Annotated in this window: 24 protein-coding genes; 12 read left to right on the forward strand and 12 right to left on the reverse strand. The window is 63.4% G+C overall.

The window, feature by feature from the left end:
* Positions 1 to 194 precede the first annotated feature (194 nt).
* Complete coding sequence (locus AAIH46_RS13665) at positions 195 to 404, reverse strand: cold-shock protein (RefSeq protein WP_430306417.1); 210 nt, start codon at positions 402 to 404, stop codon at positions 195 to 197.
* 515 nt (positions 405 to 919) lie between these two features.
* Here AAIH46_RS13665 and AAIH46_RS13670 point away from each other — a divergent pair.
* The gene (locus AAIH46_RS13670; protein ID WP_430306568.1) at positions 920 to 1,405 is read left to right on the forward strand and encodes a YbaK/EbsC family protein; all 486 of its coding nucleotides are present in this window, start codon (positions 920 to 922) and stop codon (positions 1,403 to 1,405) included.
* On the opposite strand, the gene AAIH46_RS13675 is transcribed toward AAIH46_RS13670, so the two are convergent.
* Together AAIH46_RS13675 and AAIH46_RS13680 are read right to left on the reverse strand one after the other, a co-directional pair.
* On the reverse strand, positions 1,399 to 1,752 hold the full coding sequence (locus AAIH46_RS13675) for a hypothetical protein (RefSeq protein ID WP_430306418.1): 354 nt from the start codon (positions 1,750 to 1,752) through the stop codon (positions 1,399 to 1,401). The two genes, AAIH46_RS13670 and AAIH46_RS13675, sit on opposite strands and share 7 nt — an antisense overlap.
* 114 nt (positions 1,753 to 1,866) lie before the next feature.
* Positions 1,867 to 2,115: a hypothetical protein gene (locus AAIH46_RS13680; protein WP_430306419.1), complete on the reverse strand. Its 249-nt coding sequence runs from the start codon at positions 2,113 to 2,115 to the stop codon at positions 1,867 to 1,869.
* 356 nt (positions 2,116 to 2,471) lie between these two features.
* On the opposite strand from AAIH46_RS13680, the gene AAIH46_RS13685 reads away from it, so the two are divergent.
* From AAIH46_RS13685 to dnaJ, 3 genes are all read left to right on the forward strand, one after another.
* The gene (locus AAIH46_RS13685) at positions 2,472 to 4,901 is read left to right on the forward strand and encodes a PBP1A family penicillin-binding protein (protein WP_430306420.1); all 2,430 of its coding nucleotides are present in this window, start codon (positions 2,472 to 2,474) and stop codon (positions 4,899 to 4,901) included.
* 198 nt (positions 4,902 to 5,099) lie between these two features.
* On the forward strand, positions 5,100 to 7,001 hold the full coding sequence (gene dnaK / locus AAIH46_RS13690) for a molecular chaperone DnaK (RefSeq protein WP_430306421.1): 1,902 nt from the start codon (positions 5,100 to 5,102) through the stop codon (positions 6,999 to 7,001).
* 83 nt (positions 7,002 to 7,084) lie between these two features.
* A complete protein-coding gene (dnaJ, locus tag AAIH46_RS13695; RefSeq protein WP_430306422.1) occupies positions 7,085 to 8,221 on the forward strand; it encodes a molecular chaperone DnaJ in 1,137 nt (378 codons plus the stop codon).
* Positions 8,222 to 8,288: 67 nt separating this feature from the next.
* Here dnaJ and AAIH46_RS13700 read toward each other — a convergent pair whose 3' ends face one another.
* The 3 genes from AAIH46_RS13700 to AAIH46_RS13710 are packed head-to-tail and all read right to left on the reverse strand — an operon-like array spanning position 8,289 to position 9,458.
* On the reverse strand, positions 8,289 to 8,831 hold the full coding sequence (locus AAIH46_RS13700) for a DUF924 family protein (RefSeq protein ID WP_430306424.1): 543 nt from the start codon (positions 8,829 to 8,831) through the stop codon (positions 8,289 to 8,291).
* A 12-nt stretch (positions 8,832 to 8,843) separates the two neighbouring features.
* Complete coding sequence (locus AAIH46_RS13705) at positions 8,844 to 9,083, reverse strand: SlyX family protein (protein ID WP_430306425.1); 240 nt, start codon at positions 9,081 to 9,083, stop codon at positions 8,844 to 8,846.
* Between the two features lie 54 nt (positions 9,084 to 9,137).
* Complete coding sequence (locus AAIH46_RS13710; RefSeq protein WP_430306426.1) at positions 9,138 to 9,458, reverse strand: hypothetical protein; 321 nt, start codon at positions 9,456 to 9,458, stop codon at positions 9,138 to 9,140.
* 144 nt (positions 9,459 to 9,602) lie between these two features.
* On the opposite strand from AAIH46_RS13710, the gene recF reads away from it, so the two are divergent.
* The 3 genes from recF to AAIH46_RS13725 are packed head-to-tail and all read left to right on the forward strand — an operon-like array spanning position 9,603 to position 12,002.
* Entirely contained in the window at positions 9,603 to 10,724 is a 1,122-nt protein-coding gene (recF, locus tag AAIH46_RS13715) for a DNA replication/repair protein RecF (protein WP_430306427.1), read from the forward strand.
* A gap of 34 nt (positions 10,725 to 10,758) precedes the next feature.
* Positions 10,759 to 11,517 carry a molybdopterin-synthase adenylyltransferase MoeB gene (locus tag AAIH46_RS13720; protein WP_430306428.1) on the forward strand — a complete coding sequence of 253 codons (759 nt, stop codon included), beginning with the start codon at positions 10,759 to 10,761 and terminating at the stop codon, positions 11,515 to 11,517.
* A gap of 2 nt (positions 11,518 to 11,519) precedes the next feature.
* Positions 11,520 to 12,002 (forward strand): GNAT family N-acetyltransferase, encoded by a 483-nt coding sequence (locus AAIH46_RS13725; protein WP_430306429.1) that lies wholly within the window; start codon positions 11,520 to 11,522, stop codon positions 12,000 to 12,002.
* Here the strand turns inward: AAIH46_RS13725 and AAIH46_RS13730 are convergent.
* On the reverse strand, positions 11,992 to 12,492 hold the full coding sequence (locus AAIH46_RS13730; RefSeq protein ID WP_430306430.1) for a DUF3833 family protein: 501 nt from the start codon (positions 12,490 to 12,492) through the stop codon (positions 11,992 to 11,994). The two genes, AAIH46_RS13725 and AAIH46_RS13730, sit on opposite strands and share 11 nt — an antisense overlap.
* A 76-nt stretch (positions 12,493 to 12,568) precedes the next feature.
* Positions 12,569 to 13,573 (reverse strand): 2-hydroxyacid dehydrogenase, encoded by a 1,005-nt coding sequence (locus AAIH46_RS13735; RefSeq protein WP_430306431.1) that lies wholly within the window; start codon positions 13,571 to 13,573, stop codon positions 12,569 to 12,571.
* 177 nt (positions 13,574 to 13,750) lie between these two features.
* Here AAIH46_RS13735 and AAIH46_RS13740 point away from each other — a divergent pair, with 177 nt between their 5' ends.
* Positions 13,751 to 14,305: an SH3 domain-containing protein gene (locus AAIH46_RS13740; protein ID WP_430306432.1), complete on the forward strand. Its 555-nt coding sequence runs from the start codon at positions 13,751 to 13,753 to the stop codon at positions 14,303 to 14,305.
* On the opposite strand, the gene AAIH46_RS13745 is transcribed toward AAIH46_RS13740, so the two are convergent.
* Positions 14,298 to 15,290: an adenosine kinase gene (locus tag AAIH46_RS13745; RefSeq protein WP_430306433.1), complete on the reverse strand. Its 993-nt coding sequence runs from the start codon at positions 15,288 to 15,290 to the stop codon at positions 14,298 to 14,300. The two genes, AAIH46_RS13740 and AAIH46_RS13745, sit on opposite strands and share 8 nt — an antisense overlap.
* A gap of 341 nt (positions 15,291 to 15,631) precedes the next feature.
* On the opposite strand from AAIH46_RS13745, the gene AAIH46_RS13750 reads away from it, so the two are divergent.
* Positions 15,632 to 16,579, forward strand: a complete 948-nt coding sequence (locus AAIH46_RS13750) for an AEC family transporter (RefSeq protein ID WP_430306434.1) — start codon at positions 15,632 to 15,634, stop codon at positions 16,577 to 16,579.
* A 55-nt stretch (positions 16,580 to 16,634) separates the two neighbouring features.
* Here AAIH46_RS13750 and AAIH46_RS13755 read toward each other — a convergent pair whose 3' ends face one another.
* Positions 16,635 to 17,213, reverse strand: coding sequence for a c-type cytochrome (locus AAIH46_RS13755; protein WP_430306435.1), 579 nt, complete (start codon positions 17,211 to 17,213; stop codon positions 16,635 to 16,637).
* 162 nt (positions 17,214 to 17,375) lie between these two features.
* On the opposite strand from AAIH46_RS13755, the gene AAIH46_RS13760 reads away from it, so the two are divergent.
* The 3 genes from AAIH46_RS13760 to AAIH46_RS13770 all read left to right on the forward strand — a co-directional run bounded on the left by AAIH46_RS13760 (position 17,376) and on the right by AAIH46_RS13770 (position 20,003).
* A complete protein-coding gene (locus AAIH46_RS13760; RefSeq protein WP_430306436.1) occupies positions 17,376 to 18,131 on the forward strand; it encodes a 3-deoxy-manno-octulosonate cytidylyltransferase in 756 nt (251 codons plus the stop codon).
* A 12-nt stretch (positions 18,132 to 18,143) separates the two neighbouring features.
* Positions 18,144 to 19,007 carry a prephenate dehydratase gene (locus AAIH46_RS13765; RefSeq protein ID WP_430306437.1) on the forward strand — a complete coding sequence of 288 codons (864 nt, stop codon included), beginning with the start codon at positions 18,144 to 18,146 and terminating at the stop codon, positions 19,005 to 19,007.
* A gap of 84 nt (positions 19,008 to 19,091) precedes the next feature.
* Positions 19,092 to 20,003: a DMT family transporter gene (locus tag AAIH46_RS13770; protein WP_430306438.1), complete on the forward strand. Its 912-nt coding sequence runs from the start codon at positions 19,092 to 19,094 to the stop codon at positions 20,001 to 20,003.
* Here the strand turns inward: AAIH46_RS13770 and nudC are convergent, their stop codons facing one another.
* Both nudC and AAIH46_RS13780 read right to left on the reverse strand, forming a co-directional pair.
* Complete coding sequence (nudC, locus tag AAIH46_RS13775) at positions 20,004 to 20,966, reverse strand: NAD(+) diphosphatase (RefSeq protein WP_430306439.1); 963 nt, start codon at positions 20,964 to 20,966, stop codon at positions 20,004 to 20,006.
* Entirely contained in the window at positions 20,963 to 21,373 is a 411-nt protein-coding gene (locus AAIH46_RS13780; RefSeq protein ID WP_430306440.1) for an HIT family protein, read from the reverse strand. The genes nudC and AAIH46_RS13780 overlap by 4 nt, the downstream gene beginning before the upstream one ends.
* Positions 21,374 to 21,424: the final 51 nt, after the last annotated feature.

Consider the following 21,424-nt stretch of genomic DNA (forward strand, 5'->3'; position numbering starts at 1 on the left):
TCAGCCTTCGCTTACAAGTCCATCGTCTGCCAGCAAGGTTAACATCCGGTTAAGATGTCCCGTCATTGGCCGACGGCGCAACAGATGTTGCTCGGAGCGGGCGCTGCGATCGTGCCGCTTGATGCAAGAAATGGGAATGGCGCCCCGCGTTTGCAAGGGCGCCATCAATCTTTTCAGCAGGATGTCGCGAAGGCTCAGGCCGAACGCAGGTTGTCCGCCGACATGCGGCCCGAACGCTTGTCCGAAACCAGCTCGTAGGAAACCTTCTGGCCGTCGTTGAGGCTGCCCATGCCGGCGCGCTCTACAGCCGAGATGTGAACGAAGACGTCCTGTGCGCCGTCGTCAGGCTGGATGAAGCCGAAGCCCTTGGTTGCGTTGAACCACTTTACAGTACCGGTAGCCATTACGATGTCCTTTCGATCGCAACGTTGACTCTGCTCCATGACCAGCACGGAGCGCGGATTTCGTATTTGAAGGATGGGTCGTCGTCGGCATGTGCCGTAGTACCGTCGTCAAACAAATAGCGATTGGCATGACCTAGCGTCGAGCCTGAATCGTGTCAAGACGGAGCAGAACTGGGTTGGCTACAGCTGCAACCCCAACATCCGCAGGCCTGAGATGTCGGACAGGCTTTCGAGGATGGTGTCTGGACGCTGAAAAGCAAGAAGCCCGGCGCGGGAGGAGGTGCGCCGGGCTTCTAAAACTGACCAGCAACCGGGAGGAGGAGGTGTTGCTGGTCCCCTCGCAAGACACTGGGAGGAGGAGTGCGTCTTGCGATGATTTGACTATAGCTGAGGCACGCTTAAAAAACAGACAGAATTTCGCAGCGCAGCACTGCGAAAAACGCATAGCTCTTGGAGCGCACGGCCCCTATCGGCTGGACTTGCCGCCGTCATCTCGCCTGGCTAGTCTTGCCCGCATGAGCCTGTCATCCGTCAAAGCCTTCTTCGCCGCGCATGCCGCTGACATCGAGGTGATCGAAACCGAAGAAAGCTCGGCCACGGTCGCTTTGGCTGCCGCAGCCCACCAGGTCGACCCTGATCAGATCGCCAAGACCATCTGCTTGCGGGCCGGTGACACGATCATGCTGCTGGTGACATCGGGCAACAGCCGCCTCGACAACCGGAAATTCCGCGATGCGTTCGGGGCAAAGCCACGCATGCTTTCGGCGGAAGAAGTGGTTGAGCGGACCAGCCATCCGATCGGCGGGGTCTGCCCGTTCGGACTGGCCGAACCGCTTCCCATTTATTGCGATGTGTCGCTGAGACGCTGGACGGTCGTCGTGCCTGCTGCAGGCGCCATCAATGCGGCGGTGCGCATTGCTCCAGAAAAAATGGCGGCACTGACGGCCGCCACCTGGATCGATGTCTGTCAGGAGCCGAAATCCGGCGATCCCGATCAGTAGTAACGGTGGTACCAGGCCTGCCGCTGTTCGGCAGAGGCCGAAGCGGATGCCACCAGATAGCCGATCGCGAAGCCGATGCCGCCGATCAGCGTCATCAGTGTCGTCGCAGTCGCGGGGTGTTCGCGGATGACGCCGGCCATCGAGGTGGCTTCTTCCTGGACGTAGACGGCTGCATCGCCAGCGCGGCGCTTCACCGTCTCATAGGTTTCGGCACCGAAATCCGACATCGTCGAGCGGATGCTTTCGATTTCTGCGCGGAGCGACGAAATCTCGGCCTTCATCGCCTCGGAAGCTTCCTGGGCGGCTCTCTGTTCGTGGCTTTCCGGCGATCCTACGGATTCTACCATTGCGGTCTCCTCGACTATCGCTGTGTGGTGATGTGACGGCCATCAACTTGCGAAGTCGCAATAGGTTCCAGAGACGGCGTGGCAAGCGTCAGGACTGTTGTGGCGAGGAGAGGCTCAGCGGCTATGCGCGAGAGCTTCGGCAAGCGAGGCGAGTGCCTCCTTCTCGCTCATGCCCTTCTGCAGCGAGTTGACCAGGATCAGGGCGAGCGCTTCACCATCGGCGCTTGCCTTGTTGATCTGATGCTCGGCGCAGGCGGCATCGAAGACCTGCTGCAGCAATGACAACTGGTCTGGATTTACCGGACGTCTCACAACTTGTGTTGGCACCAATCCCTCCATCTCCGACAGCTTGTTCTCCGCCATCTTCGTAATCCACCCCCAGCGACTAGATTTATTTCATGGCGCGAGCGTGGCAAGTCTTATTCCAGTCACGTTATTTAGCATCCACTTAAAATTAGGGTGCCGACGCTTGGACTACCAAACAAGAGGCCGAAAAGTTCCATCGCGCGCGCTTGCGCAGAAGATAAACCCGCTCCGGCCATTCGGTGGGCGGCTCGGATCGCTATCCTAACGACTCCTTAAATCGCCGCATTTAACCTTCATCGGGATCACAGCGGACGGCTCGGACGCTCATGACCTCCTCAACGGAGACACGCGTCGCTTGCCGCTATAGCAGATACGAGCATTCGCAAGACGGCTGGGGAGCATCACCGGAACACATGGCATCGGGAAACAGATCGCGCCATCGCGTCGAACCGTCCTTCGGCGGGGATCGGCAAGAAGACGAAGTCCGCATCGATGCCGCCGAACGGATTGTCGGGGGTCGAACGGGCAAGACGTCCCGGCAGACGGTCGACGACGAGCAGGCAAAGCCGGCGGCTCGCGCCTCGCGCGCCAGGCGCGGACGCCGAGAGGGCGGCAGCTTCTTCGGCGCCATCCGATCGCTCGTCTACTGGTGCATCGTGCTCGGCATCTGGGGCGCCATCGGCGTTGGCGGGCTGGTGCTCTATTTCGGCGCGCAGATGCCGAGCGCCAGCTCCTGGAGCATTCCGAACCGGCCACCCAACGTCAAGATCACCGCGCTCGACGGCACCCTGCTTGCCAACCGCGGCACCACCGGCGGCGAGGCGGTGGCGCTCGAGGAAATGTCGCCGTTCATTCCCCAGGCGGTGATGGCGATAGAGGACCGCCGCTTCTACTCGCACTTCGGCGTCGATCCTCTCGGCCTGGCGCGTGCGTTCGTCAACAATCTCACCGGCCAGAGCATCCAGGGTGGATCGACGATCACCCAGCAGCTTGCCAAGAACCTGTTCCTGTCGCCGGACCGGACGTTCGAGCGCAAGATCCAGGAAGTGCTGCTGTCCTTCTGGCTGGAGCACAAGTTCACCAAGGACCAGATCCTGGCAATGTATCTGAACCGGATGTTCTTCGGGTCGAATGCCTATGGCGTCGAGGCCGCCTCGCAGCGTTACTTCAAGAAATCCGCCCGCGATGTGAACCTTCAGGAGGCCGCGACGCTTGCCGGGCTGCTGAAGGCGCCGACCCGCCTTTCGCCTGCCCGTGATCCGCAGGCTGCCGAAGCCCGTGCCCAGGTGGTGCTCGGCGCCATGCGCCAGGAAGGCTATGTCACCGCCGAAGAGGCAAAGACGGCCATGGCGCAGCCGCCGGCCAAGGCACGCAGCTACTGGTCGGGCGCCGAACACTATGCTGCCGACATGGTGATGGACGAGGTCAAGTCGCTGATCGGCGACGTCAAGACCGACGTTACCGTGCAGACGACGCTGGACCTGAGGCTCGAGCAGGATGCCGAAAAGGCGCTGACCGATGTGCTGAAGAAGGAAGGCGGAAAGCTCAATGCCTCGCAGGCGGCACTGGTATCCGTCGATGCGACCGGCGCCATCCGCGCCGTCGTCGGCGGCCGCGACTACACCGAAAGCCAGTTCAACCGCGCCTTCAAGGCAAAGCGTCAGCCGGGCTCTGCCTTCAAGCCCTTCGTCTATGCTGCAGCCCTGGAGGCCGGATATCGGCCAGACACGGTGATGGTCGACGGGCCGGTGAAGATCGGCAACTGGACACCGGAAAACTACGAGCAGAAGTACCGTGGCAATGTCACCGTTTCCACGGCGCTCACCCATTCTCTCAATACCATTGCGGCGCAGCTGGTGATGCAGGTGGGACCGAGCAACGTCATCGCCATGGCGCACCGGCTGGGCATCGACAGCGAATTGCAGCCGAACGCCTCGATCGCGCTCGGCACCTCGGAGGTTTCGCTCGTCGAACTGACCTCGGCCTATGCGCCGTTCATGAACGGCGGGTTGAAGGCGACGCCGCATCTGGTGACGCGGATCACCGACAATGACGGCAAGGTGCTTTACGATGCCGATTTCTCCAACCCCCCACGGGTGCTGAGCGAGCAGATCGTCGCCAGCATGAACGGCATGATGAACCGGGTTCTCGTGGAAGGCACCGGCAAGGCGGCACGGCTCGCCGACTGGCAGGCAGCCGGCAAGACCGGCACCACCCAGTCGTTCCGCGACGCTGTATTCGTCGGCTACACCAGCACACTCACCACCGGCATCTGGTTCGGGAACGACGACGGCACACCGATGAAGAAGGTGACCGGCGGCGGCCTCCCCGCCAAGGCCTGGAAGGAATACATGACCGCGGCGCTCGACGGTTATCGCCCGACCCCGCTCTATGGCGTCGGCGTGCTTCCCGCGCAGCCGGCGGCACCTGTCGGCGAGCCGTCGATCGGCGACCTGATCTCCGGTGTCTTCCACGGCGATGCGCCGGAAAACGCCTATCCGGCCGCCCCTCAGGCGCCGGCACAACATCCGGCGGCCCAGCACCCAACGGCCCAGCACCCAACGGCACCGCAGCCGACGGCAGCCGTTCCGCAAGCTGCGCAGCGCATGCCGCCGATCAACGATCCCCCCGCCGCAGGTGTGCGCGACTATCGCGATTACCGCGGGCCGTACGAGCAGGCGAACGGGGGCGGCAGCGAGCCGGAATACGATGAAGACTACGACCAGCCCCTGCCGCCGGCCGATGTCGGAGGCGGGCCGGTCCCTCCCGCTGACGTCGGCGAGCAGGCGCCGCGCCGGTACTCACGGCAGAGCACCCTGCTCGACGTCATCATGGGGCAGTGAGTTCCACGCGCCGCAGTCCGACAACGGCTGATTTTTTTGCTCTGCGGCGGACCTCTTATCGCCTTGCAGTCGGAAAAACCGGTCCTTATATACGCGGCATGACAGCAGCCCATGCTGCGCACCATCCCAGTCGAGGAACTGTCAGGGAAATGCCTTGATACGGGGTTCCGACAGTTCGCTTTAAGGAGAGAGAAGAACATGGCAAAAGTAATTGGCATCGACCTTGGCACAACCAACTCCTGCGTCGCCGTCATGGACGGCAAGGACGCACGGGTTATCGAAAATGCCGAAGGCGCGCGCACCACGCCGTCGATGGTGGCATTCAGCGATGACGGCGAGCGCCTCGTCGGCCAGCCGGCAAAGCGTCAGGCCGTTACCAACCCGACGAACACGCTGTTCGCCGTCAAGCGCCTGATCGGCCGCCGCTACGAAGATCCGACCGTCGAGAAGGACAAGGGCCTGGTGCCCTTCGAGATCACGCGCGGCGACAATGGCGACGCCTGGGTCACCGCCAACGGCAAGGGCTACTCGCCGTCGCAGATCTCGGCGATGATCCTTCAGAAGATGAAGGAAACCGCGGAAGCCTATCTCGGCGAAAAGGTCGAAAAGGCCGTCATCACCGTTCCGGCCTACTTCAACGACGCCCAGCGTCAGGCCACCAAGGACGCAGGTCGCATTGCCGGCCTCGAAGTCCTGCGCATCATCAACGAGCCGACGGCTGCGGCCCTCGCCTACGGCCTCGACAAGAAGGACGGCAAGACCATCGCCGTTTACGACCTTGGCGGAGGCACCTTCGATATCTCGGTTCTCGAAATCGGCGACGGCGTCTTCGAAGTGAAGTCGACGAACGGCGACACCTTCCTCGGCGGTGAAGACTTCGACATGCGTCTGGTCGAATACCTCGCAGCTGAGTTCAAGAAGGACCAGGGCATTGACCTGAAGGGCGACAAGCTTGCCCTGCAGCGTCTCAAGGAAGCTGCTGAAAAGGCGAAGATCGAACTGTCCTCGTCGCAGCAGACCGAAATCAACCTGCCGTTCATCACTGCCGATGCTTCCGGTCCGAAGCACCTGACGATGAAGCTGACCCGCGCCAAATTCGAAAGCCTGGTCGACGACCTGGTTCAGCGGACGATGGCACCGTGCAAGGCAGCTCTCAAGGATGCCGGCGTGACTGCAGCCGAGATCGACGAAGTTGTTCTCGTCGGTGGCATGAGCCGCATGCCGAAGGTTCAGGAAGTCGTCAAGCAGTTGTTCGGCAAGGAGCCGCACAAGGGCGTCAACCCGGATGAAGTCGTCGCACTCGGCGCTGCCATCCAGGCCGGCGTTCTGCAGGGCGACGTCAAGGACGTGCTGCTGCTCGACGTGACCCCGCTGTCGCTCGGCATCGAAACGCTCGGCGGCGTGTTCACCCGCCTGATCGACCGCAACACGACGATCCCGACGAAGAAGAGCCAGGTGTTCTCGACCGCTGAAGACAACCAGCAGGCCGTGACCATCCGCGTCAGCCAGGGCGAGCGCGAAATGGCAGCTGACAACAAGCTGCTCGGCCAGTTCGACCTCGTCGGCCTGCCGCCGTCGCCGCGCGGCATGCCGCAGATCGAAGTGACGTTCGACATCGACGCCAACGGCATCGTCCAGGTTTCGGCCAAGGACAAGGGCACCGGTAAGGAACAGCAGATCCGCATCCAGGCATCTGGTGGTCTGTCCGACGCCGACATCGAGAAGATGGTCAAGGACGCCGAGGCGAATGCCGAGTCCGACAAGAAGCGTCGTGCCGGCGTGGAAGCCAAGAACCAGGCCGAAAGCCTCGTTCACTCGAGCGAAAAGTCGCTGGCCGAATACGGCGACAAGGTCACCGAGACCGACCGCAAGGCGATCGAGGATGCCATCGCCAGCCTGAAGACGGCCATTGAAGCTTCCGAGCCCGATGCCGACGACATCCAGGCGAAGACGCAGACGCTGATGGAAGTGTCGATGAAGCTCGGCCAGGCGATCTACGAAGCCCAGCAGGCGGAAGCCGGTGCTGAAGGCGGCAAGCCCGAAGACGGCGTCGTTGATGCCGATTACGAGGAAATCAAGGACGACAAGAAGTCGGCCTGAGGCGCGTCTCGCTCGTATTCGTGTAAATGCGTTGACCTCCGGCTGCCTCGTGCAGCCGGAACCTTTTCGGGACCATTACCTTCATGGCAAAAGCTGACTATTACGAAACACTGGGTGTCGGCAGGACCGCTGACGAGAAGGAGCTGAAAAGCGCCTTCCGCAAGCTCGCAATGAAGTTTCACCCGGACAAGAATCCTGGCGATCAAGAAGCCGAGAAGAAGTTCAAGGAAATCGGCGAGGCCTATGAGGCCTTGAAGGATCCCCAGAAGCGGGCGGCCTACGACCGTTTCGGTCATGCAGCCTTCGAACAGGGCGGCATGGGCGGAGGCCAAGGCTTTGGCGGGGGCGGCCAGGGTGCCGGTGGTTTCTCCGACATCTTCGAAGACATCTTCGGCGAGATGATGGGCGGCGGACGCGCAAGGCGTTCGTCCGGCGGCCGTGAACGCGGTGCCGATCTTCGCTACAACATGGAGATCTCTCTGGAAGAGGCCTATGTCGGCAAGACCGCGCAGATCCGCGTGCCGACGGCCGTGACCTGCGACGTCTGCTCCGGATCGGGTGCCAAGCCGGGCACGCAGCCGAAGACCTGCGGTACCTGCCAGGGTTCCGGCCGGGTGCGCGCCAGCCAGGGCTTCTTCTCAGTCGAACGCACCTGTCCGACGTGTCACGGCCGCGGTCAGATCATCCCTGACCCCTGCTCCAAGTGCCACGGCCAGGGTCGCATCACCGAGGAACGTTCGCTGTCCGTGAACATTCCGTCGGGCATTGAGGACGGCACCCGCATTCGCCTGCAGGGCGAAGGCGAAGCCGGGGCTCGCGGCGGTCCGGCCGGAGATCTCTACATCTTCCTGTCGGTCAAGCCGCACGAGTTCTTCCAGCGCGATGGCGCGGATCTCTACTGCAGCGTGCCGATCTCGATGACGACGGCAGCGCTCGGCGGCACGTTCGACGTGGCAACGCTCGACGGCACCAAGTCACGCGTCACGGTGCCGGAAGGCACCCAGCCGGGCAAGCAGTTCCGACTGAAGGGCAAGGGAATGCCGGTGCTGCGGTCGTCGCAGACAGGCGATCTCTACATTCAGATCCAGATCGAGACGCCGCAGAAGCTGAGCAAGCGACAGCGCGAGCTGCTGCAGGAGTTCGAGCAGCTGTCGTCGAAGGACAATAATCCGGAATCGACGGGCTTCTTTGCCCGGATGAAGGAATTCTTCGACAGCTGAATTGTCTGCCGAACTGTGGATAAAGAAACGCCGCCGTCATCTGACTGGCGGCGTTTTGCTGTCCGGATCAGCCGGAAAAGCCGCCGGCCGCCAGAAATGCCTGCTCCCCGGGCGTCGTCGTGCGCAGCAGTATGTCGTTGCGATGCGGAAAGCGTCCGAAGCGCTGGATGATCTCGCGATGCTCGACGGCGTGCTTCAGCAGATCCGCACCGAGCGGTTCGCAAAGCCGGCAGCAAAGATCCTGGTCGTCCAGATCTTCGGAATGCATGAACGGCAGGTAGAAGAAGATCCGCAGCGCCTCCTCGACCGGGCCATCCCACCCCTTGTCGAGCATCAGACGCGCGTAGTGACGCGCCAAAGGGTCGGTTGCGTACATGTGTGCCGTGCCCCGGAAGCAGTTGCGCGGAAACTGGTCGAGCAGAAGCGTCAGTGCCAGGCTGCTTTCGGCGTCATCGAGCCAGAAGGCCAGATCCTGACGGGCCGCCGCCAGATGCAGCTCCCGGAAAGTTTCGTGGAAAAGGGCGTCGAACTGGACGTCCTTCTTGAACCACTTCTCCGGTCCTGCCTCCTTCCAGAAGCCGAGCACGTCGCCAGCGGACGCCATCATCATCGAATGTGTCTCTCAGTAATGCGGCGGACGGGTATTTGCCGGCGCGTCCAGCGAGGTCTCTTCCAGCGAGAGGAAGCGCTCCGTCAGCCGGTCGAGCTTGGCGCGCGTCTGCTCGACCACCTTCCACTGCTCGGCCAGCTGTTCGGACAGCTCGTCGATGGTCCGCGCCTGGTAGGCGACGGTTTCCTCCAGCGCGAGAATGCGCTCGGCAACGCTGGAACTCGGTTCGGGTGCGTGGGCGTTCTGGGACATGGGGCCTTCCTACTGCAGGCGCGCTTCCTTGGGAAGCAGGTAGCTTCGCCCGCGTCAGTCTCTGTGCCTGCGCCTGTCGGGCAGCATCATGATGGCCGAAGCCGTCAACGCACCTGCAAAGGTCGAGGAAAGCGGCGCGCAAAGCAGGATGAATGCCAGGATCGGTGTCTGCGACCGGGCGATCCGGGAGCCCAGGCCTGCCACGTCCAGCCATACCATCAGCGCCGCCATCGAGAACCCCAGCGCCATACCGAAAGCGGCATTCACGCCGAGGAAGCGCAGCATCCGCGCATGATCTGCGCGGGCCTCCTCCTGTGTCAGGTCTCGCTCATTGCTCATGACCCGTATCCACGTCTGTTCCAGGCGGAAGAACAACAACCATGACCGAGAGTTCCGTCAGCATCGGCCTGTCGCGGATCCTGACGGCGACGAGTGCCTGATGCGGAAGTCCGACAGCACCGTGCTTGCCATCCGCGGCGCAACGCATTAGCTGCTGAGCCTGGCGAAACGCGAAGATCCATGGCGCAGAAGACTTCGATATCCCGGCTCAACCTGACCGATTTCCGCAATTATGCGGAAGCCGCGCTGTCGCTCGACGACCGGCATGTGGTGCTGACAGGCGACAATGGATCGGGCAAGACCAACCTTCTTGAGGCGGTGTCCTTCCTGTCGCCAGGGCGTGGCCTGCGACGGGCAGTGCTGTCGGACGTCACCCGGGTCGGAGCGAGCGGCGGATTTTCGGTCTTTGCAAACGTCGACGGGCGCGATGGCGACGTGGCGATCGGAACCGGCATCGATGGCGGCGAGGACAGCAATGTCCGCCGCCTGCGGCTGAACGGCACCGCCGTCCGCTCGGTGGAGGAACTCACCGACCACCTCAGCGTCCTGTGGCTGACGCCGGCGATGGACGGGCTGTTCACCGGCGGCTCGTCGGACCGCCGACGTTTCCTCGACCGGCTGGTCCTGTCGCTCGATCCCGCCCATGGTCGGCGGGCGGCCGACTACGAGCGCGCCATGCGCAGCCGCAACCGGCTGCTGTCGGAAGGTCGCTTCGATCCCAGCTGGCTGTCGGGCATCGAGGTGCAGATGGCAGAACTTGGGATCGCCATGGCCGCGGCCCGGATCGAAATGCTGGGGCTTCTCTCGGCGCTTGTGGCACGCAGCGGCGAGACTGTCTTCCCCTCCCCCGACCTGGCCCTATCCGGCTTCCTCGACGACCGCGACGGCAGACCATTTGCCGAACTGGAAGAGGAATATGTGATTGGACTGCGTGACAGTCGCTACCGTGACGCCGCCGCCGGCCGCACGCTGGCCGGGCCGCACCGGGTGGATCTTCTGGTCCGCCACCGGGAGAAGGACATGGACGCCGCCCGCTGTTCGACGGGCGAGCAGAAGGCGCTGCTGGTGGGTCTGGTGCTTGCCCATGCGCGTCTGACGGCCGACATGACCGGCTATGCTCCGGTGCTGCTTCTCGACGAGATCGCCGCGCATCTGGACGAAGGGCGGCGGGCAGCACTGTTCGACCTTGTCGACGGGCTGGGCGGCCAGGCCTTCATGACCGGCACCGACCAGGCGATGTTCTCGGCGCTCGGAGAGCGCGCGCAATTCTTCACCGTCAGCCATGGCAAGGTCCTGGCCTGATCCCCGATCCTCTCTCGATGCTGGACTTGACCCCATGGACCCCCTGAACCCGGACGAGATCGAACGCTACAAACGCCACATCCTGCTGCCGGAAGTCGGCGGCAGCGGCCAGCAGAAGCTGAAGGCGGCGCGCGTTCTGGTGATCGGAGCTGGCGGCCTCGGCGCGCCGGTCCTGCATTATCTCGCGGCAGCCGGCGTCGGAACGCTGGGGCTTGTCGACGACGACCGGGTTTCGCTCTCCAACCTCCAGCGCCAGGTGATCCACGATACCGGCACGATCGGCGAGATGAAGACGCAGAGCGCGGCAGAGACGATCGCGCGGCTCAATCCGCATGTGCGGACGATGCGCTTCGAGGAACGCTTCGATGCGACGTTCGCCGCAACGCATCTTCCGCGCTTCGACCTCGTCATCGATGGCTCCGACAACTTCGACACCCGCTACGCCTCGGCGGAGGCCGCAGAGGCAGCGCGGTTGCCGCTGGTGACCGGCGCCGTCGGCCGTTTCGATGGAACCGTCACGGTGCTGATGCCTTACGCGGAAGACGGTGAAGGTCGGCTCAACCCGACCTATCGCGACCTCTTCCCGGTGAAGCCGCCACAAGGCCTGCTTCCCGACTGCGCCCAGACCGGCGTCATCGGGGCGCTCACCGGCGTCATCGGCACGCTGATGGCGATGGAGGCGATCAAGCTGATTACCGGCATCGGCGAGCCGCTCGTCGGCCGCCTGCTCAGCTATGACAGCCTGGCCGCGACCTTCAACACCATCCGCTACCGCCGCCGCGGAAAGGCCTGACCGTGGTCACCATAACGCCGATCCATCCGGCCTTCGATGACTGGGACGGATTGCTGTCGCTCATCATGTCCTCGTTCGCCTCGATGGACGGCGTGATCGATCCGCCGTCGTCCGCCCTTCGCCTGACGCCGGCGTTGCTGAAAGAGAAGGCGTTGGAGGAGATTGTCCATCTGGCGCAGGACGATGGGCAAATGCTCGGCTGCGTGTTCTGCAAGCCGGAGCCGCCGGATTGCCTCTATATCGGCAAGCTTGCGGTCCTGCCGCAAGCGCAGGGGAAAGGCATAGGCCGCCTGCTGGTCAATGCCGCGGAGATGGAGGCAAGGCGGCGGGACCTGCCGCAATTGCGGCTGGAGACGCGCATCGAACTTACCGCCAACCATTCGACCTTCGCCAGCTGGGGGTTCGCCTGGAGTGCCGACGGCGCGCATTCCGGCTATGCGCGCACGACCTTCATCGAGATGCGCAAGCCACTGATCAGCGGCTGAAGACGACCTTGGACCGGGCAACCGGGAAGAGGAACTTGGTGACCAGCGCCGTGTTGACGAGGCTCCCGTCCGCCTGCAACTCCATCCGATCGTAGAAATGCACGCGGTTCGGCTTGGCCGGCGTGCCGAGATTGACGACATAGTTGAAGCGGGCGACCTTGCCCTCGATGACGACGTTGGTCGAGCCGACCACATCCTCGCGCGTGCCGGTGTAGCGTCCTTTGCCGGTCTTGGTGAAGCGCCAGGTCTTGGTATCGCGCTCTCCATCGGAATAGTGGAAGTCCTCGCGCAGCGTCAGGACCTTGCCATTCCAGCGGCCTGTCAGCGCGACGGTGAACTCTCGCCTGACGCCGTTGATCGCGCTGAACGAGCCCGTCGCCTGCGTCTTGCAGGAAAAATACCGTTCGAGAGCCAGGTCCGCTGCGTGCGCGGTATGCGTCATCGCCAGCATCGTCAGCCCCATCGTCATCGAGAAAAGAGCCCTGTTCATAGAGTGGCCTCCAGTTGATCTGAAGACTTCTACGGCAGGCGATGTAACCTGGATCGATGCGGCCGGAGCAAATCTCTCAGGAGCGGCCCGGCAGAACCCGGTTCGGCGGACGGTGGCCGTCGAAGAAGGTGCGGATATTGATGATCACCTTGTCGCCCATGTCGATGCGGCCCTCGATGGTCGCCGATCCCATGTGCGGCAGCAGGACCGCCTTACCGGCGCTGGCAAGCTTCAGGAGCTTCGGGTTGACGAGAGGTTCGTTGGAAAACACGTCGAGCCCGGCACCGGCAATCTTGCCGTCGCGCAGCAGCTGGATCAGCGCCGCTTCGTCGATGATGTCGCCGCGGGCCGTGTTGACGATGATGCTCGAGGGCTGCATCAACGCCAGTCGCCGCGCGGACAAGAGGTGGAAGGTCGCCGGCGTCGACGGGCAGTTGACCGACACGATGTCGACGCGCGCCAGCATCTGGTCGAGGCTGTCCCAGTAGGTGGCCTCCAGCTCTTCTTCCGTCGCCGGATTGACGCGGCTGCGGTTGTGATAGTGGATGGACAGGCCGAAGGCCTTGGCGCGGCGGGCGACGGCCGTTCCGATCCGTCCCATGCCGACGATGCCGATCCGCTTGCCGCCGATGCGCCGGCCGAGCATCCATGTCGGCGACCAGCCGGCCCAGCTGCCCGGCTGCTCCGTCAGCACCCGGGATCCCTCGATCAACCGGCGCAGGACGGCGAAGATCAGCACCATGGTCATGTCGGCCGTATCTTCAGTGAGGACATTCGGGGTGTTGGTAACCGTGATTCCCTTCCGGGCGGCGGCGTCGACGTCGATGTGATCCACGCCGTTGGAGAAGCTGGCGATCAGCTTCAACTGCGGGCCGGCAGCCTCGATGACCGCCGCGTCGATTCGATCGGTGACGCTTGGCACCAGAACGTCGCAGGTGCGCATCGCTTCGGCCAGTTGATCATGCGTCCGCGGCACGTCGTCAATGTTGAGTTCCGCGTCGAAGAGTTCGCGCATCCGGGTTTCGACGGCGTCCGGCAGCTTGCGGGTGATGTAGACCCTGGGCTTTTTCCTGGCGGTCATGGGTGTCCTTCGACGCGTGTTGAGAAGTCGTTAACCAAGATCGGCGACATTCGACGGATCAGGCGTTTTCTACCAGACCCACCGGCGAAGACAAACGAAACCTCGTGGCGGCGGGCCGCTGCAGGCAGCTGGAAGGTCCGGGTGGTCTCACGTCTGGCGACATCGAAGAGAAGACCCATGCGCCGCTTTCCCCGTATTTCCCGCTTTGCCGTCCTTCTGGCTGTCTCGACCGTGCTTGTCGTCGCAGTCGCCGATCAGAGCCCCGTTTTTGCGCAGAGCGCAGCGAAGGGTGCCAGCGGCCTGCCGCTGCCACGCTTCGTCAGCCTCAAGTCCCGGCGCGTCAACATCCGCGTCGGCCCGAGCACGGACTACGCCGTTTCGTGGATGTATATGAAGGAAGGGCTGCCGGTCGAAATCATCCAGGAATACGACAACTGGCGGCGTATCCGCGATGCGGAGGGCACGGAAGGCTGGGTGAACCAGGCCCTGCTGTCCGGTGAAAGGACCGCCGTCGCTGCCCCCTGGATGCGCGGCAAGGGGCAGGACGTGTTCGTCAACGTCAGGCGTGATCCGCAGTCTTCCGGCCAGTTGCTGGCCAAGCTGGAGCCGGGCGTCATCGTTCGCATCAAGGAATGCAACGGCACATGGTGCCGGTCGGAAGCCGGCTCCGTGCAGGGCTGGGTGAACCAGGGCGAGATCTGGGGCGCTTACCCCGGCGAGGCCTTCAAATAAGGCCTGCCGCTTCTCCAGCAGCTTTCAACGATGCCATCGGACGCGGGCCGATCTGCTGGATGACGATGCCGGCCGCAAGGCAACCCAGCCTGCCGCAGACGTCGAGCGACTTGCCGGAGGTGTAGCCAACGAGGAAGCCCGAGGCAAACAGATCGCCGGCGCCGGTCGAGTCGACCACGCTATCGATCTTCAGGGCATCGACCTTGATGCGCTCCTCGCCGCGCACAATCACCGCTCCATCCTCGCTCAGCGTCACCGCCGCCAGCTTGCAGTCGGCAGCGATCTGGGTCAGCGCCGCCTCGAAATCATCCGTCTGGTACAGTGCCAGCGCTTCCTGCTTGTTGGCAAAGACGATGTCGACAGTGCCGGATCGCATCAGATCGAGAAACTCGTCACGGTAGCGGTCGACGCAGAAGGAGTCCGACAGCGTCATCGACACTTCGCGGCCATTCTCGTGGGCGATGCGGGCACATTCGCGAATGGCTTCCTTGGCACGCGGCGGATCCCACAGATAGCCTTCGAAATAGGTGACCTTGGAATCGGCGACGATCTGCGGCTCGACATGCTCCGGCCCGAGATCGACACAGGCGCCGAGATAGGTGTTCATCGAGCGTTCGCCGTCGGGCGTGATGAAGATCATCGAGCGTGCGGTCGGCGGCACCGTCCCGTCGGGCAGCGTCTGGTAGTGAACGCCCTGGGCGCGAATGTCGTGCTGGAAGATCTTGCCAAGCTCATCCTCGGCCACCTTGCCGAAGTAGGCCGCGCGGGCGCCGAAATTTGCCACGCCGGCGGCCGTATTGCCGGCGCTGCCGCCGGACGCCTCGTGTGCGGGCCCCATCAGCGAGTACAGCAGTTCCGCACGATCGGCATCGATGAGGTTCATCGCACCCTTGATGATGCCGTTCTCATCGAGGAAGCGATCCTCGCACCGCGACAGGATGTCGACGATGGCGTTGCCGATGGTCAGGACGTCGAACTTGCTCATTGAGCTCTCAATCTTCGAAGGTTGTAAGGCAATCCCGTCTTAAAGATTTCGAGATCGAAGAAAAGCAAAAAGGCAGTCCCAGCCGCCGCCGTCATGCTTTCGTCATCGAGCCTTGCTAGATGCTCGATCATCGGAACGCTCTTCAGACCACGGATGAACTGGCAGAGAGCGTGCCGATGCCATCGGGGCGCGGGCGGTCGACAACACTGTTCGTCATCTATCGCCAAGTTCCAGCTGTGATCATCCCTGTCTGGCGATTGACGCGCCCGGGCGCCATAGCGCTTTCATATCCCCGCCAAAGGATTTAAACGGAACCTCTCCTCTCTTGGAAAGACTTCCGCGTGTCAGCCGTTTTCGTCAACGTCGCCCCCGTTTTCCTGCTCATCCTCATCGGCTGGATGGTCTCACGAACCGGCCTCATGGAGGAGAAGGCGGGAGACGCGATCGCCGAATTCGTCTTCAAGATCGCCCTCCCGACGCTGGTTTTCCGGACGCTTGCCGAGGCGCATTTCGAGGGTGCTTCCCCGTTTCGCCTGTGGATCGCCTATTTCGGCGGCGTCGCGATTACCTGGACGGCCGGGCACATCGTGGCACGACGATTCTTCCAGCGCGACGCGAAGATCGGCGTCATTGCCGGGATGTCGTCGGCCTTCGCCAACAACGTCTTCATCGGACTGCCGCTGGTCGGCCGGTCGGTCGGTAATGACGGCATCGTTGCGATCTCCATCCTGCTTGCCATCCACCTGCCGCTGATGATGATCGCCGGGACCATCCTGATGGAGCACGCCGCCTCGAAGGTCGACGGCGGCGGGCGTCGGAGCCTCGGCGCCATTCTGCGCCAGGTGGGAGCGAACCTGGCGCGCAACCCGCTGGTGATCGCCCTCTGCGCCGGCCTCATCTACAATCTGAGCGGCATCGGTGCCCTGCCGGTGGTGGTTAAGAGCGTCGTCGACCAGATTGCCAGCACGACGGCGGCAGCGGCCCTGATCTCGCTCGGCATGACGCTGCGCAAGTATCCGGTGCGCGGCAATCTTTCGCTGGCGGCGGTGATGGCGGTGCTCAAGCTGCTGCTTCTGCCGGCAGCCGTGTTTTCGCTCGCCAAGCTGCTCGGGCTCTCGCCTGCCTGGACGTCGGCCATGGTGCTGACCTCGTCGGTACCAACCGGGATCAACGCCTGGATCATTGCCACCCGCTTCCAGTCCGGCAGCAGCCTTGCCGCATCGGTGATCAGCATCACGACGATCTTCGGCGTCATCTCGGTAAGCTTCTGGGCCTGGCTTCTGAACTGAGCGGGCCAAACAAGAAGGCCCGGACGAGCCGGGCCTTTTGTTGTTTTGCGAGAAATCAGTTGGTTGCCGGGACTGGCGCGGCTGCCGGATCCGGCAGCGGAACCGGGGTCTCCGCCAAAGACCGCAGATAAGCGATCAGGTTGGCGCGCTCGTCGTCCTTCTTCAGGCCGGCAAAACCCATGGCCGTGCCCGGGATGTAGGACTTCGGCGCCGTGAGAAAGTGGTTCAAGTGTTCGAAGTCCCAGACGACGGACCCACCCTTGGAGAAGTCCTTCATGGCTGCCGAGTAGCCGAAGGCGGCATGCGATGCGAGAGGCCGATTGACCACGCCCCAGAGGCCGGGTCCGACCTTGTTGGGGCTGCTGGGATCGGCGGAGTGACAGCTCGCGCATTTCTTGAAGACAGCTTCGCCGGCCTTGGCGTCGGCCGTAGCGAGAAGCTGGGCGATCGGCACTGCGGCCGCAGTGGCTGCAGCAGCGCCACCTTCGCTTGGAGCTTCTTCGGCAACGATCGCGAAGCCCGGCTTCTCCGGCGCTTCCGAATGGAAGAGGCCCTCGGACGCGATCGAAACCGACATCATCACAAAGACAGTGCTGAGCAAGGCCCCCACAGCCATGTTCGTATAGGAATTCATCCGCCAAAAGCTCCTTGCCGCCCGCCGGCCCACCCGCCGGAATCACAGGCGTCCCACCTTGAAATTCGCCGAAAGCTATGTCTTTTGCGGAACCGGTGCAACCTTATTCACATGATCCCCCCTGAGACCTTTTGCCATCCTCAGGGCCGAGCGAGGCCTTCCATGCGCAATCCGGATTTCGACAGAACGATCGTTCTCATTCCTGCCCGCATGGCCTCGACGCGCCTGCCCGGAAAGCCGCTTGCAGACATCTGCGGGGCACCGATGATCGTCCAGGTGGCGCGCCGCGCACGCGAGGCGGATGTCGGCCGTATCGTTGTTGCCGTCGACGACCAGCGCGTCTTCGACGTGGTAAAGAACGAAGGCTTCGATGTCGTCATGACCCGTCAGGATCACCAGTCTGGCTCGGATCGCATCCACGAGGCGCTGCAGGCGGCCGATCCCGATGGCAGGAGCGAGTTCGTCGTCAATATCCAGGGCGACTTACCCACCATCGACCCGGCCGCCGTGCTCGCTTCGCTGCGTCCCATGCAAGACCCTTCCGTGGATATCGCGACGCTTTCCGTCGTCATCGACAACGAAGCCGACAAGACGCTGCCGCACATCGTCAAGGTCGTAGGCTCGCCGCTCTCGAACACCCGGATGCGGGCGCTCTACTTCACCCGGGCGACGGCCCCGCATGGCGACGGCCCGCTTTATCACCACATCGGCCTCTACACCTATCGGCGCCGCGCGCTGGAACGCTTCGTGTCGCTTGCACCGTCGGTGCTCGAGAAGCGTGAATCGCTGGAACAACTGCGGGCACTCGAGGCCGGCATGCGCATCGATGTCGAGATCATTGACACCGTTCCGCTCGGCGTCGATACTCCGGCCGACCTCGAAAAGGCTCGCGCGCTCCTCGCCGGCCGCTCCCTCTGACGGACATCCCCCATGGCTTCCCCGACCAATCGCATCGCCTTCCAGGGCGATTATGGCGCAAACTCCGACATGGCCAGCCGGGACATGTTCCCAGCCATGGATCCGCTGCCCTGCCCGACCTTCGAGGATGCCTTCACGGCACTTGAAAGCGGCGAGGCGGACCTGGCTATGATTCCGATCGAAAATACGCTTGCCGGCCGCGTGGCCGATATCCATCACCTGCTGCCGGAATCGAAGCTGCACATCGTCGGTGAATATTTCATGCCGATCCGCTTCCAGCTGATGGTGCTGCCGGGCGTCGGACGGGACGAGATCCGCACCGTGCACAGCCATATCCATGCACTCGGCCAGTGCCGCAAGATCATTCGCTCGAACGGCTGGAAGGCCGTTGTCGCGGGTGATACGGCCGGCGCCGCCAAGCTCGTCGCAGAACGCGGAGACCGCTCGATGGCGGCGCTTGCGCCGCGGCTGGCCGCCGGCCTCTACGGTCTCGACATCCTGCAGGAGAATGTCGAGGACTCCGAGCAGAACGTCACCCGCTTCGTGGTCCTGTCGCGGGATGAAAACTGGACGCCGAGGACAGGCGGCGCGGACGTGGTCGTTACCACCTTCGTCTTCAATGTCCGCAATATTCCGGCAGCCCTGTACAAGGCGCTCGGCGGTTTTGCGACCAACGGCATCAACATGACGAAGCTGGAAAGCTACCAGATTGGCGGGACGTTCACCGCCACGCAGTTCTATGCCGACATCCAGGGACATCCCGAGGATGCCCCGGTGCGCCGGGCGCTGGAGGAGCTGCAGTTCTTTTCGGAAAAAGTCCGCATCCTCGGCGTCTATCCCGGCCACCCGATGCGCGGTGCGCTGAACGGCAACTAGCCCTCCTCTCTCGTCCCGGGCGACGGCGTCGGGGCATTCATCGCCCTCGGTCGTCGGGGCGAAGGCATCACAAGGATGTCCGGCATGTTCATCGGAATTCTCGCCGGCTTGCTGACGGGCGCCCTCTGGGGGCTTACCTTCGTCGCGGCGCGGCTGGTCCAGCCCTTTTCGCTGTTCGACATCACCATCGCCCGTTATGCGATCTTCGGGCTGACCTGCCTGATCACCATGCTGCATCCGCGCTTCCGGCTGCGCGGTATCGGCATACGGCGGGCATTTGTCGGCATGGCGCTCGGCGTCATCGGCTATGTCGGCTATTTCGTGCTCGCCTCGCAGGCAGTCCTGCTTGCCGGACCGGTCGTGCCGCCGCTGATCATCGGCGTGACGCCGGTGGTTCTGCCGGCTATCGCCAACCTCATCGAGCGGACGATCGGCTGGAAACGGCTTGCCGCGCCGCTCCTGATGATCGGTGCCGGCATCCTCATCGTCAATGTCGAGCTGGTGGCCAAGCTGGATGTCGAAGGCCAGCGGATGATGCTGGCGGGAGCCGGCTGCGCCGTCGCAGCACTTCTGGTCTGGGTCATCTACGGTATCGTCAATTCCCGGCTGATGCGCGCCGAGAACCCGCCCAGCGCGCTTGACTGGACGACGCTGCACGGATTTGGGGCGCTGGCAGGCTCGCTGCTACTGATCCCGTTCTCCTCGGACGCCTACCGGACGGTGCCGACCGAGGTACTGACGCATTTTCTGCTCTGGGCACTGGTGCTCGGCATGGCCGCCTCGTGGCTCGCCACCTGGTGCTGGAGCATCGCCTCGCACCGCCTGCCGCTTGCCCTCACCGCCCAACTCATCGTCGCTGAGACGGTGTTCGGGCTGATCTTCGGCCTGTCGCTCGACGGGCGGTGGCCGACGGTTTCGGAAGCTGCCGGCTGCCTGCTGCAGATCGCCGGCGTATCGCTTGCGGTGCGCGAATTCACCCGAAGGCAGCCCGCCTGATCAGCGCGGCCAATCGACCCAGTCACGCATCAGCCGGTGGGCGATCGCGCCCCCAGGCGGCGCGAACGGTCCTTCGCTGGCCGGATCCGCGTCGAGCATGGTCTCCACCTCTGATCGGGTGAACCAGCGGCAGTCGGCAAGCTCCTGCGTGTCCACCGAAATCTCCTCCGACAGCGCCTCGGCAAAGCAGCCGATCATCAGCGAATGCGGCATCGGCCAGGGCTGCGAGGCGTGGTAGCGGACGCGGCCTACACGAATGCCGCTTTCCTCCAGCGTCTCGCGGCGGACGGCATCCTCAATGGTTTCGCCCGGCTCCAGGAAGCCGGCAAGCGTCGAATACATGCCCGGTGTGAAGTGGTGGCTACGGCCGAGCAGGACGCGATCGCGTGCGACGTCGACCGTCAGCATGATCACAACCGGGTCCGTGCGCGGAAACATCATGTGGCCGCAGGCGGGGCAGATGCGCTTATAGCCGCCGAGCCGGCTTTCGGTCGCCGTGCCGCACTTGCCGCAGAACCTGTTGGCGGCGTTCCAGTGCAGCAGGCTCAGCGCCTGCGCCACCTCGCCCAACGTCTCCTCGTCCAGCAGCCCGTCGCGGAAGGCGGAGCGGGCTTCGGTGATCTTGAAATGGGTCGCCAGTTCCTCTGTCTGCAGGGCGACGTTGACCGCCAGCCGCGGCTCGCCGTTCGGCCGGTAGCCGAGCAGGATCAGCGTATCCATCTGCGGATGCAGCCCGGCCAGTTCATGCGGAGCAAATAGCGCATCGAGCACCTGCTCGTCGTGCTTCAGCACGAGCTTGCCGGCGGCAGAGACCAGGACATGGGCGCCCGGATGCTGGAGCGCCGTTTCGATGCAATCATCGCCGCGATGTTCGGCATCGCGATCCAGGCGGTTGCCGGAGAAGGCTGTGAGGCGGCTCGCCTCCTCGTGGGGGGCGGCGGTATCGAACAGGGAAAGTGTCATGATGAAAGGGCTTCACTCAGTGTTTTCAGAAAGGCCTTCTTGGCGTTTTCGTCGTAGGCTGTGGCAGAACCGTGGCCCCAGATCGGCCCTGGCCAGTTCGGATCACCCTCGTTGCGCGCCACCACATGCACGTGCAGCTGCGAGACGACATTGCCCAGAGCGCCGATGTTGATCTTTCGCGCATTGGTGACCTTCTTCAGCGCCTCGGCGACGAGATTGGTCTCGAAGGTCAGCAAGGCCTGATCGAGCGGCTGCAGTTCGAAGACCTCCGTCTTGCCGGCCCGCTGCGGCACCAGCATCAGCCAGGGCCAGCGGCTGTCGTGGAGAATTCGCAGCTGGCAAAGGCCAAGCACGGTCACCAGATCGGAATCCCTGGCCAGCCGCGCATCCAGTTGAAACTCACTCACGACACCCTCCTGATTTTCATAAGGGCTAGCAGTTTTTTGCCGGCTTGGCTT

The sequence above is a fragment of the Rhizobium sp. 0TCS1.26 genome (assembly GCF_050455525.1).
Classification (GTDB): domain Bacteria; phylum Pseudomonadota; class Alphaproteobacteria; order Rhizobiales; family Rhizobiaceae; genus Neorhizobium.